Genomic DNA, 14,865 nt, shown 5'->3' with positions numbered 1-14,865 from the left:
TTCATTTTCCTGTTATTTAAATACAAAAGAAAAAGCCCTGTATAAAACTAGGGCTTTAAGCTGAAGTTGTTCCTTTAACAAGAGCTGAATTAAATTGTGTATGCCATTTTTGAGCAACTGTCGCATCTGCTAATTCATCCACAAACGCCTCATAGAAGAAATTCTTTAAATCATCTGGTAAGGCTGTAAATTCCAATTCCATCATTGCTAATTCTTCCTCACCATTCGCAATAGCAAATTTAAAACCAGTGGAGTTTGAGCAATTCGGAAACGCAATAAGTTTTACAACATCTTGATACTCATCTACTACATCAGCCGTAAATACAAAATCATATCCCTTTGAATCACTACCGAACGCCCATACACCCGGCTTTAATCCAGTTGTATTAAAACCAAAATAATCTCTTGCTACTTTAACAGGAATATGCGCTGAAACAGTTACTTTAAGTTCCGTGGTTTTCGATTTCTTTTTCAACGTCACGCCACCACATGTTTTTTTCATTTCCTTGTTTTCTGGTTCCCCTTCAATTGATCCTACACATCCAAATTTCGTTCCTGGCTCTTGCGTTCCTTTCTTCTTAAATTGAATACTTGCATTCGCAATCGACACGGAATCAAATTCTTCAATTACTTTAACCATTTAAAATTCCTCCTCCAATACTTTATCTACACCTTTGTGTAGTTCTGCTAAAATTCTTGGTCTAGCGTTTACAATCCCACGCTCCGCAAATCGTTGTTCTAAGGGATTATGTGAACCTCTTCCTTCGTTCGGAAATACTAGATAACCAAACGATCCTTTTTTATTAGCTGCCCCACCACGGGCTAATATCCTAAAACCTAAATCCATCTTTTCACTTTTGGACCAGTTGCTATCTTTGGCATGGGTTTTATTTCGAACACTCCATTTAGAACGAGATACCGGAATAAGCTTTGTAATCTCTTCTATTGCAATTCGTATACCTTCCGTGTGGAGAATGGTATTGATTGTAGGTTCCATCTTATTTGGTAATAACCGCATTTTTTCTTCAAGCTTTTCTATCGCTTCATAATCAAGCTCAAATGCACTCAATTGGAATCACCCTTTTAAACGTAAAAACAACACGATCAATAAAACGATCTGTATCTTTCACTTGAAGGCGATCGCTTTTAGAAACTACAAAGGATACCATTTTCACCTTGCCAACCCACGAAATAATATCAATGATCTGCTCATCTAAATTCGATTGATTTTCCGATAAATAACTAACATATATGCTTTGAGAAATTGTACGATCATTAGAAGACGGTTGAAACTCACCATATTCCAAAATAAAACAGTTGTATCCCTCTTCTGTTAATTGCGATTCCTCATCTTCTGCTAGTTCATCCTCAACAACTAAAAGCTTAAATCCGTCTTCAAGAGCTTTTTTAATACCACTTCTCTGCTCCTTCATAAGCTTTTTAGATTTTTCATTCACGAGATTTCACCGCCTGCTGCAAATAAAAGAAAAGGTATTGTTTGTTAGAATCATGATCCGCTTTAATCACGTCATATTCGATTCCATCCATTAATACCTTAAGTTTATTTTTATTTATCTTTCTAAAAGAAGGTGGATACAGTGTTTTAACTTTTAAATCTAATCCCGTTGTTAAAACGCCCACCATTTTGTAATCACTGTCCCGTAAAGACATCACTTTATAGGCAAGCTTTCCTTCTTCACGAAACTTCTCACCTATTCTTTTACCCTCTTCTGAACGCTCTGTTTTTTTATATCCATATTGTAGAAACCCGTCATTTAAGGTCTCTCTATACGATTTTAGAACCATTGATTACACCAACTTTTCCTAAAGCCACATCTAAAATAAGCCTGGATAATTCATTTTTATAATTCTTTTCAAACTCATCACCTGCATTGTTATAAACATACCGACACCGTTCTAACAGCAAATCTTTCGGGGTTAGCTCCTTTGAAAAATCAAAAGACGCATTTGTTAAACCCAACAAATACGCCTCTCCTTTTTCCAAAAGTTTTATTAAACTAGCATCCTCTTCATTCCATGTGATTTTAAGAACGTCTTTTAATTCTTGCAAAAGATTATCCATTCGTATCACCTTCTAATAAAGTGATTAATTCCGCTTTCGTTGCATTAGCCTTGTATTCAATGCCGCTTTGATCTAGTAGAGATTGAATCTCTACCTTCGTTAATGCTGAATAATTCCTCTCTTCAACAGGAGAGGAGGAATTAGGGTGTTGGAGTTCCTTCTTTCGGTTCTAGCGCTGTAATATCAAATATTGTGAATGAATCATGATCCAGCGGGCGTCCATTCGCAAGTTGGCGAATGAGATATAATCGTTGATCTTCGACCATTCGAAGAACATCAGTTGATTCTAATTTTTGCTCACTACCAACACCCATAAAGTAATCTTTAGGTTTTCCGGAAATCATTCGATTTAATGGCACCGCTGGTGATTGAACCATCGTTAATCCTGGAACGCCAAAATTATCATAAGTCCAAGTACCATCGTCTTTACGTTTTGCACCAATCGGGAAAAATTTCGTTGCATAGTCTAACGGATTCACGATTAAAGTGACGCCAGTATAGCGGCGTGTCCCCTTTTTAGTTGTTGGCGCTAAAATCTCTTTACCAATTGTAGTTGGGCTAAAATCCTTTAATACAACAGGCTCTTTGTCTGGATAAATACCATCCGTTACAGCACCTTTTAGATCTTTAATCATACCAATTGGTTGTTTCTTTCCTGTTCCGCTAACAACAACATTTTCTAACTCTTCTGCTACAACTTCTTTCATGAATGTACGAACATATTTATCTAACCAGCTTGGGCCCAATTCAAACATCGCTTTACATACAACTAGGAATCCGCTTAGTTTAAACATCCCTTGATCTACTGTATAGAATCCTTCGTCTGTCATTTCCTTGATGTTATCACAAACATCTCCCCAAAATACTACACTTGCACCCTCTTTACGTAGTACCCATTGCGTAGTAGCTCCAGTTGTTTGGAAATTAATTAAAGATAATAGTGGATGCTCTTTTTCAAGGTCTTCAAAAACTCGTTCGAAAATTGTTGGTGGCATTAATTTTGTCACTTCATCAAATGACTGCACTTCAATAGCCGCATTGTAAAATTTCTGTTCTTCATTTGTTAAAGCACGCACACCACGAGCGGCCAATACTTGAGCATCCCATTTCTCGTCTTTTGCTTGTTGCGCTTCGTTAATAATACCATTCATCATGTCTTGAATATGCTGCATATTTCCTTCCATGTTTGCCACAATACGTTCAGCGACAGCTTGCGCATCACCATTTTCAAGCGCTTCTTTTACATTCGTGATTTGCGATTCCTTATTTTCAATTACACTTCGATCTAAATTTTTAATCGTCATTTTATTACCTCCTGATTTTTTCCAATAAAAAAAGCACTGCTTTACGCGCGCTTGAATTTACTTAATAAATTTGAAGTTGCACTTGCTACTACTGGTTCATTCTGCTGTTTATTTTTATTTCGGAATTTCTGAAGTACATTATTTTTAAATCCCTCTGGATCTACCACATCATCGTCATCTTCTACCTGTTCATTTATCTTATGAGCCAATCCAATTTCTACTGCCTCATTTGCGGTAAACCATGTTTCATTCGCAATCATTGTCTCAATTTCTGAACGTTCTCCTTGATAACGAGTCATATAAATATCCGCAAGCGATTTGTCAATTCCCTCAAGAGCATTCAATGTCTTACGAATATCTAATTTTGTTCCCCACGTCCATGTAGAAGCTTCATGAATCATTAACATAGAACCGGTATTCATAATTAATTCGTCTGCTGCCATCGCAATAATAGATGCGGCGCTTGCTGCCAGTCCATCTACGTTAATAATGATTTTTGCCGGATGGTTTTTAAGTTGGTTATAAATCGCAATCCCGTCAAATACATCCCCACCAGGACTATTCAGATTGATATTAATAACATTTGCCGAAGTAGCTTTCAATGTTTTCTCAATATCAACCGCTGATGTAGAATCACTCCACCATGATTCACCAATATCACCATAAATCGTTATATCCAGTGAATCAGCTTTTGCTTCTGCCTTAAAGGCATGTTGGACATTAACTAGATGATTATACTGTTCATTTTTATAACGTCTCATTCTTTTCACCTCCCTCCAAAGAATCAGCTTCTTGATAATTCTTTGTAACAAAGCGTTTATTTGCCCATTCTTCTTCAATCGGCTCTCTACCAAGAATAATTAAAATGTCATTAATAGATAAACCACCGATTGCAAAGAGCTTATCTAATGCTGTTGCTAGTTTCGTAATATCAACAACCTTAATTTTTGTTGTATCAATCTTTAAATATGTGCGGTCTATATATTCTTTTTTGCTGTACATCTTCCGGTTAAATTCATCTTGGATCAATTCAGCAATTGGATTAATGCAAAAAGCTAAGAACGAATCCAATTGCTTTTCAATGTCCGCTACATCACCTTTTAAAATCCCTATAGGGACATGAAAAGCAACTGCTACATAGTTAAATATGTCATTGATCAAATCGCTAATATCACGACTTGTACTATTATTTGATACACCATTTTTACTATCACTCATATCTTCAAAAACATAACCATCTTGTAATTGAAAAGCTGAACCCACTTTATCAGCATTAAACCAATTTTTTAACTGCCCCTCAAACATTTCATCGATTGCTGCCTGCGTTTCTGGATCTTGCGGCCTTAAAAAATCACCTTTGATTAACAAACGTTTATTATTCTTTCTTTTATAGTAATCAATTGAAGATGCGAGTAGTTTCCCAAAACTACTATACATTCCATCTATAATTTGCATAATATTACGATCGTTGAGTTTAAAGTGAAACACTTCTGATTCATTAAATGATTTTTCAAAAGTAAGCTCACCAACAGTTATGTCCTTGTATATATTTTCTTTTAATGCAAACTTATTAACATGAAAGGAATCTGCAATGTACAATTGCTCATTTTGCATAATAACTACACATTCATTTTCCATGATCAAATGATTTACCAAACTATGCATAAATTCCGATGCATTTTGATTTTGATTTGGTTGTACATTTAATAAATAGTGGTTTTCACCACGTTTTTCTTTCCCTTTTTCAAAGGTTTGAAATTCACACCTTGTTAAAGCATTTGCAATTAAATCAATACAACTTTCTACAGCAAGCTTTTTATAGAAATAGTCAATTCCTAACTCATAGAAACATGAATCTAGAGTCATAGTCTTCCTACTTCCAAAAAAACCTCTTACCCAATCTCTTAATCCCACATTCTCACCACCTTTTACACATTAAATGATCTAAATATCTTTCTAACATTCTCTTTTGTTAAAGCGTTGAATTCTTTCAATTCACAATCTAAATTAAGAGCATGTAAGAAAGCGTGAAAACCATCTGTTTTCCGCTTCTCTGGATCAATCTTTGCATATTCGATATTCCCATTGTTCTTATTATCCTTGAAAGTATTCCATACATACCAACGCATTAATAAGTCATCACCAAATACTAACTTCCTATTGATAAATAAATCATCAACAAGTGGTGATAATTTCGAATGCGTAATATGTCCCCTTCTTACAATCTCGACTTCAAAACCTGCTTCTTCAAGTGCAGGACCTAATACACTTGCACGATGTGAGTCCATACAAATCTTTTTAATTCTGTATTTCTTAGCCATTTCTAAGAACCAATTTTTAACCCGATGTGGATCAATAGATTTTTCAGTTCGAATAATCGTACATAATTCTTTCGCTTCCGCTTCTCGGATAACATCCATGTTTATATCTTGAATATCTAATGCAACTTGATTAATAAAAGAATGATGTAACCAATATCGTTTATTATCCTTTTTAAACAATAGACCCATTCCACAAAAATCTCGTACTTGTGCAAAATCCACAGCACCAATACATTCAAATCCAGACAAATCTGGTATTGGTTGATTTGTTCGCTCTAATTCATCCCAGGTACAAACTGTTTCTAAGATATTTGAAATTGGAATATTCATACGCTTTGTCATAAATTCGACTCGCAATTTTGAATTACGTTGCATCTTTTGGTATTCCCGTTTCATTTTTATCTTTAGCTCATCATTGTATGGTAAAGAAGGATTAGCTTTCTCCCAATTTGCTGGATCATCAACCTCGTCTTCACTATCTAACTTACAAATGAATGGTAAAAAATGAATGTCCTCAATCTCACCAGATAAAATTAATTTTGCTGTTTCTTTTAAATCATCAAGCGGCCCACCTCTTACATGTCCATCTGTTGTGGTGTAAATGATTCGGGAACCTCTTACTTTACCTTGACCACTTGTATAAACATTGATATTATCGTAATTTTCGTATTCATGTGCCTCATCAAAAATTACACATCCAGTACGTTTACCGTCTTTTGTCCGAGAGTTGGAAGTGTTATAATTCATCACTGAATTTGTTTTTTTATGTTGAATTTCTTCTAATGTCCATTTAAAGATTTTTTTAAACTTCTCTTTAAAAGCTGGCGTATTTATAACATTATATACATCAGTAAATGTTCTCTTCGCTTGATCTTCACTAGTTGCAACTACATCAATATCGTAATTATTAATACCATGATGTCCAGTCATCATATAAAAAGAATCATATGCCATATAACCTGTTTTACCGCCACCACGACCCATTAATATTAAAACTTCATCAAATACAATACGATCATCTTTTTTGAAGCGTACGCCATACATCAATGCATTTAAAAACTTTTGCCATGGGAATAATTCAAATGAAAAATATTTAGCGGGAACATTAATAGAATCCTCTGCTGCTTTAGCATTGAAGTAGATGTCGTCTCGGCTTAATATTTCCCGAACATATTTCATTAATAATTTTTGTTCTTTACATGATTTGATTTGACCACTTTCTACCATACTCATATATTCATCGATATATGGATGATATGTTGCCGATTGCTTAGACATCATCGTCATCATTACTTCCATCGTATATAGGTTCTTTTAAACCAAGCACTTTTAATAAGTCCGTCATACGTTTATTGGTTTCACGAAATTCTTTCGTAGCTGGATTAGCTTTCATTCCCTTTTGGCTTTCACTATTCTGCCATTCAATCATTGGTCCATTCTTTTTAATTTCTCTCGCTAATTTGTTTTTCGTATCGAACAATGTTATGTAATCGTCAACAAGGTCAACATAGTGCATACCATTCAAATTAGCATTTTCCAATTGTTGTAATAAATCTTGTTTAATTTGTGCTTTCTTTGATAGTTTTTGCACATGTACCCCCCCTCTTAATTTGATATCTCAAAAAATATTTTTTCCCATCTCCTTCCCCCGTTGAATGGTCCTCCAAATAAAAACCAAAACTTTTGACCGGGGGGTGTTTAAGAAACTAACTCAAAGTATCTTTCAATAAAATCCAAAATAAAAAAGACTTCTTCACTAGAAATCTTTAAAATATCTTTTGTAAATATTAAATTCTCTTCTTCTTGTAATCTTTCTCTTACATCAGTAAGCTTAAGTCTCTTACACTTCCTTGAGTTCACACAGTCTCTTATCTGACAGTAACGCCAGTAAGAATACCTTCGAAACTGATTAAGCATGTCGCGCTCATACGATGTGCGCTCGTCCTTCTCAGCATATTGAATCATTAAGTCAGTATCGAATGTCCAGCTACCATCCACAATTAGCATAGCTACCACCGTTCCTCATTAACGAACTTAGGTTTACTATTGTTAATCATCTTGTCCTTACCATCAGCAATGTTATGGTGACGTACACAAATGTATTCAAGGTTATCTAATTCCAACGCAAGATGTGGATGAGTCTTAACCGGTTTGATATGGTTCACATCCATCTTCGTCTTACGTCCACGTTTATCAAGTGTGTCCCGTGTTGTTACCTTTCCTTCCTGTTTGCAATGCTCACATTCATTCTTAGCTCGTTGGATTGCTTTTAATCTTAAGGCTCTCCACTCTTTAGACTTATAGAACTTCATAAGTTTATCTTCTTTTATAAGTTGGATAAGGTAATCTGTTCTCATTATCTCACCCCCTAATCTAACTCAACATCTTGTAAATCCGTCCAATAAACTTCACCGACATTATCGCTCACGCGTACTGATACGCCATGTTCACTTTCCGTTGCATCAATTATTTCAATGTTACGTGTAATTGTGCCAGCCTGACCGATTAAATCTGGTCTTGATTTAGCACCGTTTTCTATATCATCAACTAACTTTGAAATCTCTTTATGCAGCTTCTCCCCATATAACATTACCTCACCCCTATTTAGATTCCTGTGTTTCTTTTAGCACTTTTAACTCCTCAACAATCCAAGATATTTTCGGATAAGTTACTGGTGGTAAAGAGACATGCTTAGTAGTTTTAGTTACCTTATAATCCTTCCCGAGTTCATCTAATGCATCAATAATCTTTAACAGCTTTTCTTTATCTCCAATACGTGTCACATACATCTTCCTTCACCCCTTATCATTCTCTAACAAATCATCCATCAACTTATTAATTACACTTGTTATAGCTTCTTCTTTGTCTTCAAGTGTTGTACTCTCTTGTAATTCATCTAACAGTTTAATTACATCTGGTAACCTTTCTAAACCAGCATGCTGTTTGATTTTCCTCTTATTACGAAGACCACGAAGGATTATGCCAACAATCATTGCTTTCTCAAGCTTATTTAATTCCATCATTCATCCTCCTCGAAAATAAAAAGCAGCCCCTAAGGTATGCTCTTGTATAAATTCAGTATTCATTTGAAGACCGACTGTTTCCGCAGCTCACTTCAATTAACCATCAAAGGGTACAAATGAACAAGGTCTTTCTCAAATCGTTATTCTGCTACATAACACGTTTACATTTCTGTACTCTTTTCATGACATATATGTTATTCAATTATTTTTACATATAAACTCCTGTCCCAAACTGTTAGTGCCTTATTGACATATCATAGTCATGTAAATCCTAAATAGAAAGAGGTAAAATTTCTATGCAACGTGATATTCGAAAAGCAGTTGAAGAACTGAAAAGTGCAGGAATGGAGGATTTTTTACATCAGGACCCCTGTCAATTTGATTGTAATGAGGATTGTTCTTCAAAAGAAAGCTGTAAATGCCCGAAAACCAAATGTGCTTGTGTAAAGAAATGGACGTTTGTATCAAAATGTACTCGTGTAAAGAAATGGACATTTGTATCAAGATGTACTCGTGTACGAGTGAAAAAATGGACATTTGTATCAAAACGTATTCGCGAAAAAAAATGTACGTATGTTACAAAGCGTGTTCGCGTGAGAAAGCGTAAATGTGTTAAAAAATGTATTCGCTTTGAGAAAGAATGCTACTGGACAAAAAGATGTATCTGCAAAAAAAACATAACCTTCCATTGCGATAATAATCAACCTAATAATCGTTCAGATTATCCTGACTGATTTTTTACGAAATAATTCAGTGAGACTCATCTCATACCATGATATATGCATGTATAGTACTTTATTGTTTAAATTCATGCATTATGTCATGATATTTTAAACAGTGTATATCCTTTAACTACCTCACACAATATTTCTAAAAAAAGTGCTTTATGAAATTAACACACTTTCTGTTAATTATTTTCGCTCTTATCATACTTATAATTGTGTGGTTCGCTTATTAATAGAAAAAAGAGCATCATTGGATGCTCTTTTTTCTCAACGGTATCATTCAACCGCTACCATCTGCTGGTTTCGGATTTTATGTGCCGTCATTATGAACCGTTTAGAATTTCAGAAACAACATAGTGAGTTGTGTTTTCCGCCACTTCTCACAATACAAATATAACATGTTAAAAACCAAAACGTGTCCGTAAATAGTTCGCAAATAGTTCACGAATAGTTCGCGTTTTTTATTTCTGCATTTTTTCGCATCGTTTTTCAGCTTCTTTTCGCATTGTTTTGATTAAATAGGTACTTTAATCCTTGAAAATGAATTAGCTATAATCTGGATTGTGTTAAATTCACCTATTCCGTTTCACCTTAGATATATCAATCTTTTTCGTATTTTATAAAAATGAATTTGACACTTTTCTTTTGTAGCTAATTCCGAAAAAGTAAGCGTACACACAAACTTTACTCAATTTTAATTACGTTTATATAAATCCAAATTATCTACACAATAAAAAGAGGATTGAATAAAATTATAAACCTTTTATTCAATCCTCTTCCTTTATCTTCATGATTAAATTTTTTTAAAAGAAATAACCGTTCCTTTTCCTTTGTTTTCATCTAGATATCCTACAGGTAAATTTACTATAGCCTCTATATCTGATTGACATAATCTAACTTCCTCACAAATTTGCTTCTTCGTCTTAACGTGATTATCTATAATTAAATCAATTGCTTCTTTTAATAATAATGGTGATTCACTTTGTAATAAATCATCATACGGCTCTTGAGTTCTCCAACCTTTTTTCGCTATTTGCTTCCACAAATAACTTGCTTGATAATCATTTATTATATTTAACTCTCTTGAACGATATATCATAGCTTGTATAGAAATCTGCCATCTTTTTTTTAAAAGTAAGTAATAATCCAATGTATGACTAATAAGTTCCTCTGAAAAGGATTTAGCAGGCATTAAAAACGAAGATGCAAAATAGTTAGCTTCATCCTCCATACGCTTATAAACTTCTTTTTTATTAAAGTCTTCTTTTTTTACATGTTTGTGTAATAGATAATGTCCTAATTCATGCGCTAATGTAAACTTTATTCTTGAAGGAGTAGACCTTTCATTACCAACAAGTATAAAAAGTTTATTTCCAATCCACCTAGAGCAGGCATCTATTGCAAAGTCCTCAGATTTTATCAGACTTACTACTATTCCATGCTTTTCAAATAAATGTGTAATATCTGAAATCGGCCCCTCATTTAAATCCCATTGCCTTCTTAATTCTGATGCTATATTTTCAATATCATTAAAATCTGTAGGCATAAAATGTTCTTGATGGTTTATATTCGTTTCTGGAAGATCAGATTTTGGAAATTCTAATATTGTCTCCAAATAATCAAATATACTTATTAGCCATGAAATCTTGATTTCGTGAATTCTTTTTAACTTTGCTGTTGCGTTAGCTTTACTTCTAAAATACACGATTTCTTTTTCTATTTGCCTATATCCATCTTCAAAGAAGTAATCATATGGAAGATTTAATATATTCATGATGCTTAATAGAACTTCAGCAGGCGGTATTGATTTACCATTTTCATATTTGGAGAGAGCTTGATGAGTCCTCAACCCAATTTTCTCTGATAGTTCTCTTATTGTTAATCCTCTTGATTCGCGGCCCTCTTTTAACTTATCAGGACAAAAGGATCTATTTACGTTAATTCTTACCCCCATTTTCGTGCACTCCTTGGGCAAAATTTTTAAATCTAACTAATTGTTCTCTTGAAATTTCATTCTTCTGTTTATCTTCTTCCGATGTGCCAACTAGATGTAATTCTTTAGTAAGATCAATACAACTAAACCATTTTCCGCTTCCATCAGGAACTCCTAAATTTACAAAAGCAACTCTTCTATTAATTTGATGGTGTGTAAGCTCTAAATAACCAGGTTCCTCAATAATTTCTTGTTTATCAAAATTAATATAATACTGATTGTCTCTTTGTAATAGAGATCTGTACATCGCTTTTCTCGCCGTCTTATCTTTACTTTGTACTCTATTTATTGTAATAACTACATTTTCTGTTTGCAGTTCGACATGATAAGCTGATTTGTTTTTATTAGGTACTATTTGAGTTGTAATGTCCTTAAGTATGCCCTTATTTGCTGCTTCATATAAGGTAAACTGAGCAGCTATATTGTCAAGATATCCTATATGTTTTTTTCCTAAATCCCATTGAAAAAAAGAAATATCTTTTATCGAAGCATCCACTAATTCATAGGCCTGCTGAATCAATGGGACAATTTGTCTCCTAACTCCCTTAGATATCTCTTTATCAATAAATTTCTTCACATCGATTGGCACACCGATATCCATAATAAGCAACACCTCATTTTAAATTTAAGGTTCTACCCTTTGCAACCATTTTACCCTTTTTAGTTATTTTTGGCAACTAAATAACCTAAATATTAAGAATACAAATTACCAATTAAATTTATCATTATATTTTAAATTTTCTCTGATAATCATTTAATGTATCTTGTTCAATCCCTATATATCTTAAAGTCTCTTTCTGATCTGTATGATTTAACATCTTTTGTAAAGCAACTACATCTTTAAATTGCTTATAATGATGATACCCATATGTTTTTCTAAGTGAATGAGTCCCTATACGTTCTAACCCAAATTCTTCTGCAGCTTGATTTAATATTAAATAAGCCATAGCACGAGTAATTGGCTTATTCTTTCCACTTCTACTCTTAATCAAATATTCATTCTTCGGCTTTCCTTCCGTATAGTTCCTTATAGCTCTCTTCAATTCTGAAGGCATCTTCACATCTTTAATCTTCCTTGTTTTCTTTTCACGTATCACAATATTCCAGCCCTCTACATCACGAACACGTAAACGTAATATGTCCGATATTCTGAATCCTGTATTAATACCAAGAAGAAACAGAATGTAGTTCCTCTCATTCTGCTGCTTATAGAATTCTTTTATTTCTCGTATTATTTCTTTATCTCGAATTGGCTGTACAATGTTCATACACTTTGCCCCTCTTTTTGTTTACGTGTTTTTATAAATACCTCTTTCTTTAGATTGAAAGCTAAACGTAATATCGCACGTCCTTTCAATTTATAATACTTTGTTTTACCTATACCTAAATCCATCCAGATATCTGGATCATATCCAATATCATCTTCCATATAAAATTTCACAATTACCTCACGTTCATCATCCCTTAAGCGATTCACAGCATCATATAACCAATTCATAAATTTGTTTCTTTCTTGTTCATACTCTATTCTTTCAATTGCAATATTTTCAGTTGAACTATTAAACTCGTTTGTAGTTGATGGAGGAACAATAGAATATGATGGTGTCACTTTTGGCAGCATATCACATGGCATTGTTGCTAAATATGTACGATACTCGTTGAATACTTTTTCAATTTCTTGTTTTGTTCTTTTTCCATCCACGATTGGCATTTTAAATGATAATTGTTTATTCATATTTAATTCCTCCATTGTTATTATTTTTGTCTTACTGCTCCACGTCTGCGTTCATAACGTGGTCCATGAACTCCCATTAACTCTTCAATTTCACGAGTGCTAAATTTCTCTTTTCTTTTTTTCTTTTTTGCTTGATTCGATTGCTTTTTCCATTCACGTAACTGATCCTTTAATCCCTTCATTTCTCCATCTCCCTTTTCAAAATAAAAAGGACACCTATTCCTAAAACAGCTTGAATTGCTGCTTTAATGAATTGGTGTCCTCTAGTTTTCTAGCCGGACTATATTCTGTTTGTTTTACTTTAAAAGGATTATTTTGTTCAATTAACCTACTTTTTCTCCAAATAAAATACTCGCTGAATAGCCCTAACATCCTTTACATGCTACTTATCAAGAAGGATTTATAATGTAATTGAATACCTTCTGATTCACATATACCAAACTTTCCTTCTATTCAAAAAAACTCCAACAGTCACAATATCTTATATTTTTAATCCCTATATAAAAGCTAGACATATAAATCAAGAGAAGCGCTTTTTCAGATAAATATATATTCATTAAAATTGAAACCCACCTTAGTTTAAGCTGGATTTCATATTTCGTGTTCCAAATTTGTTTATTAACAGAATCCGCATTTAAAGCAACAGTGCAAACTATCCCCGCCCATTTTTTTGCATGCGCTATAACAAGGATCATTTTGCCATGGGAATCCTGCTGTTGGCGCTATTGGACTTAAGCCGTAAGGTGTGGTAGGAACTGAAGGTGTATATGTCATATGTGCTGGGCATGATATATACCAAGGTCTGGTTTTATACTGTTGACAGGGTACCTTACATTCATATGGATACCCTCCTGCATTTTGACAATCTATCATACATTGTTCATAGGTATAAGGAACATGAATACATTGCTGACGATACAAAACAATCACTCCTCATCATAACTTTACTTTTCTCGACATTATATTTAGCTATATATTTTTTTGAAAATTGTCCATACATAATTGGATAATTGTCTAACATACATATTAAAGCTTAGGATGGACAGAAAATGAAGATACTAACAAGCTAGAACCAAAAAATGATTCTTTTTCTTTTGATAAATATCAATATTATTATTTAACAGAGCTTATGTGAAAGCTCTAAAATACATAGCCCTTACAATTGGATGAATTGTATTATTTTTAATGTTGTATTCATCATTCTTTTTTTACACATTATAGAGCCGAACAGTTAGATACTTTAGCTAGCTGTTTTGTTACGTTTATTGAAATTTTTATTTAGCTTTCTTGCATAACATTTTCGCTTCTGCTCATACTATAGTTGTAACCTTTTGTTACAGTGTATTGTGGTACCGTCATTGTTGGATGATAAAGCAGTTAGCTTTTGCTATCTGCTCTTTATATGGACTTTATTTAGTATTTCAACTTTTCATTTTCTCGAATAAACTCCAATTTTCCGGTAACACTAAGTACAAACTACTTTTTCCCCAAAGCAGTTCCTTTTAGCAGTGCTTGTGGGAAGCAGTTAGCTTTTGCTAGCTGCTTTTTGTACTGAGTTAATACAATCTTGTTCTTATTTCTTTTTTTACACCATATACTTCTAACCTAGAGCCAGCTCAAAGTGTTACCTCCTATCTTAAAGAGCACTGATGCATGGTGCTCTTTTTTAGTTTCCTTATTT

The 14,865-nt window shown here is 33.6% G+C and carries 20 protein-coding genes and 2 pseudogenes; 1 reads left to right on the top strand and 21 read right to left on the bottom strand.

Annotated features, from left to right (window positions below; genetic code table 11):
- Window positions 1-55 precede the first annotated feature (55 nt).
- The 16 genes and pseudogenes from MR167_RS20480 to MR167_RS20410 all read right to left on the bottom strand — a co-directional run bounded on the left by MR167_RS20480 (window position 56) and on the right by MR167_RS20410 (window position 8,728).
- Window positions 56-640 (bottom strand): hypothetical protein, encoded by a 585-nt coding sequence (locus MR167_RS20480; RefSeq protein ID WP_000241450.1) that lies wholly within the window; start codon window positions 638-640, stop codon window positions 56-58.
- A complete protein-coding gene (locus tag MR167_RS20475) occupies window positions 641-1,069 on the bottom strand; it encodes a hypothetical protein (RefSeq protein WP_088350543.1) in 429 nt (142 codons plus the stop codon).
- Complete coding sequence (locus tag MR167_RS20470; RefSeq protein WP_242315341.1) at window positions 1,056-1,457, bottom strand: hypothetical protein; 402 nt, start codon at window positions 1,455-1,457, stop codon at window positions 1,056-1,058. Before MR167_RS20470 ends, MR167_RS20475 begins: the two co-directional genes overlap by 14 nt.
- Complete coding sequence (locus MR167_RS20465) at window positions 1,450-1,806, bottom strand: phage head closure protein (protein WP_000243384.1); 357 nt, start codon at window positions 1,804-1,806, stop codon at window positions 1,450-1,452. The genes MR167_RS20470 and MR167_RS20465 overlap by 8 nt, the downstream gene beginning before the upstream one ends.
- Window positions 1,787-2,083, bottom strand: coding sequence for a hypothetical protein (locus MR167_RS20460; RefSeq protein WP_000369375.1), 297 nt, complete (start codon window positions 2,081-2,083; stop codon window positions 1,787-1,789). The genes MR167_RS20465 and MR167_RS20460 overlap by 20 nt, the downstream gene beginning before the upstream one ends.
- Window positions 2,076-2,192: pseudogene (locus tag MR167_RS33710) on the bottom strand (hypothetical protein); the annotation flags it as partial. The pseudogene MR167_RS33710 and the gene MR167_RS20460, both read right to left, overlap by 8 nt.
- Before the next feature lie 31 nt (window positions 2,193-2,223).
- Window positions 2,224-3,387, bottom strand: a complete 1,164-nt coding sequence (locus MR167_RS20455; RefSeq protein ID WP_061685185.1) for a phage major capsid protein — start codon at window positions 3,385-3,387, stop codon at window positions 2,224-2,226.
- Window positions 3,388-3,428: 41 nt separating this feature from the next.
- Entirely contained in the window at window positions 3,429-4,148 is a 720-nt protein-coding gene (locus MR167_RS20450; protein WP_242315339.1) for a head maturation protease, ClpP-related, read from the bottom strand.
- Complete coding sequence (locus tag MR167_RS20445; RefSeq protein ID WP_242315337.1) at window positions 4,135-5,301, bottom strand: phage portal protein; 1,167 nt, start codon at window positions 5,299-5,301, stop codon at window positions 4,135-4,137. Before MR167_RS20445 ends, MR167_RS20450 begins: the two co-directional genes overlap by 14 nt.
- A gap of 14 nt (window positions 5,302-5,315) precedes the next feature.
- Window positions 5,316-6,995 carry a terminase TerL endonuclease subunit gene (locus MR167_RS20440; RefSeq protein ID WP_242315361.1) on the bottom strand — a complete coding sequence of 560 codons (1,680 nt, stop codon included), beginning with the start codon at window positions 6,993-6,995 and terminating at the stop codon, window positions 5,316-5,318.
- Window positions 6,979-7,299, bottom strand: coding sequence for a P27 family phage terminase small subunit (locus tag MR167_RS20435; protein ID WP_150190185.1), 321 nt, complete (start codon window positions 7,297-7,299; stop codon window positions 6,979-6,981). The genes MR167_RS20440 and MR167_RS20435 overlap by 17 nt, the downstream gene beginning before the upstream one ends.
- A gap of 107 nt (window positions 7,300-7,406) precedes the next feature.
- Window positions 7,407-7,715: a hypothetical protein gene (locus MR167_RS20430; RefSeq protein ID WP_088350550.1), complete on the bottom strand. Its 309-nt coding sequence runs from the start codon at window positions 7,713-7,715 to the stop codon at window positions 7,407-7,409.
- A 2-nt stretch (window positions 7,716-7,717) separates the two neighbouring features.
- Window positions 7,718-8,065 (bottom strand): hypothetical protein, encoded by a 348-nt coding sequence (locus MR167_RS20425; RefSeq protein ID WP_001258413.1) that lies wholly within the window; start codon window positions 8,063-8,065, stop codon window positions 7,718-7,720.
- A gap of 11 nt (window positions 8,066-8,076) precedes the next feature.
- A complete protein-coding gene (locus MR167_RS20420) occupies window positions 8,077-8,298 on the bottom strand; it encodes a hypothetical protein (RefSeq protein ID WP_088350551.1) in 222 nt (73 codons plus the stop codon).
- A gap of 10 nt (window positions 8,299-8,308) precedes the next feature.
- Window positions 8,309-8,497, bottom strand: coding sequence for a hypothetical protein (locus tag MR167_RS20415; RefSeq protein WP_088350552.1), 189 nt, complete (start codon window positions 8,495-8,497; stop codon window positions 8,309-8,311).
- A gap of 6 nt (window positions 8,498-8,503) precedes the next feature.
- A complete protein-coding gene (locus MR167_RS20410) occupies window positions 8,504-8,728 on the bottom strand; it encodes a hypothetical protein (protein ID WP_088350553.1) in 225 nt (74 codons plus the stop codon).
- A gap of 299 nt (window positions 8,729-9,027) precedes the next feature.
- Between MR167_RS20410 and MR167_RS20405 the strand changes: the two are divergent.
- A pseudogene (locus MR167_RS20405) lies at window positions 9,028-9,405 on the top strand (CotG/ExsB N-terminal domain-containing protein); the annotation flags it as partial.
- Window positions 9,406-10,249: 844 nt separating this feature from the next.
- Here MR167_RS20405 and MR167_RS20400 read toward each other — a convergent pair.
- The 5 genes from MR167_RS20400 to MR167_RS20380 all read right to left on the bottom strand — a co-directional run bounded on the left by MR167_RS20400 (window position 10,250) and on the right by MR167_RS20380 (window position 13,366).
- A complete protein-coding gene (locus MR167_RS20400) occupies window positions 10,250-11,410 on the bottom strand; it encodes a helix-turn-helix domain-containing protein (protein ID WP_000538961.1) in 1,161 nt (386 codons plus the stop codon).
- Window positions 11,394-12,050, bottom strand: a complete 657-nt coding sequence (locus MR167_RS20395) for a hypothetical protein (RefSeq protein WP_000351126.1) — start codon at window positions 12,048-12,050, stop codon at window positions 11,394-11,396. The genes MR167_RS20400 and MR167_RS20395 overlap by 17 nt, the downstream gene beginning before the upstream one ends.
- A 124-nt stretch (window positions 12,051-12,174) precedes the next feature.
- Window positions 12,175-12,717, bottom strand: coding sequence for a tyrosine-type recombinase/integrase (locus MR167_RS20390; protein ID WP_242315335.1), 543 nt, complete (start codon window positions 12,715-12,717; stop codon window positions 12,175-12,177).
- Window positions 12,714-13,184, bottom strand: a complete 471-nt coding sequence (locus MR167_RS20385; RefSeq protein WP_001041474.1) for an ArpU family phage packaging/lysis transcriptional regulator — start codon at window positions 13,182-13,184, stop codon at window positions 12,714-12,716. The genes MR167_RS20390 and MR167_RS20385 overlap by 4 nt, the downstream gene beginning before the upstream one ends.
- 20 nt (window positions 13,185-13,204) lie before the next feature.
- Window positions 13,205-13,366, bottom strand: coding sequence for a hypothetical protein (locus tag MR167_RS20380; RefSeq protein WP_086396578.1), 162 nt, complete (start codon window positions 13,364-13,366; stop codon window positions 13,205-13,207).
- Window positions 13,367-14,865: the final 1,499 nt, after the last annotated feature.

The sequence above is a fragment of the Bacillus cereus group sp. BfR-BA-01355 genome (assembly GCF_022663675.1).
GTDB lineage: Bacteria > Bacillota > Bacilli > Bacillales > Bacillaceae_G > Bacillus_A > Bacillus_A thuringiensis_S.
Note: the sequence above shows the minus strand (reverse complement) of the source record. Positions and strands in the feature narration are given on the sequence as shown.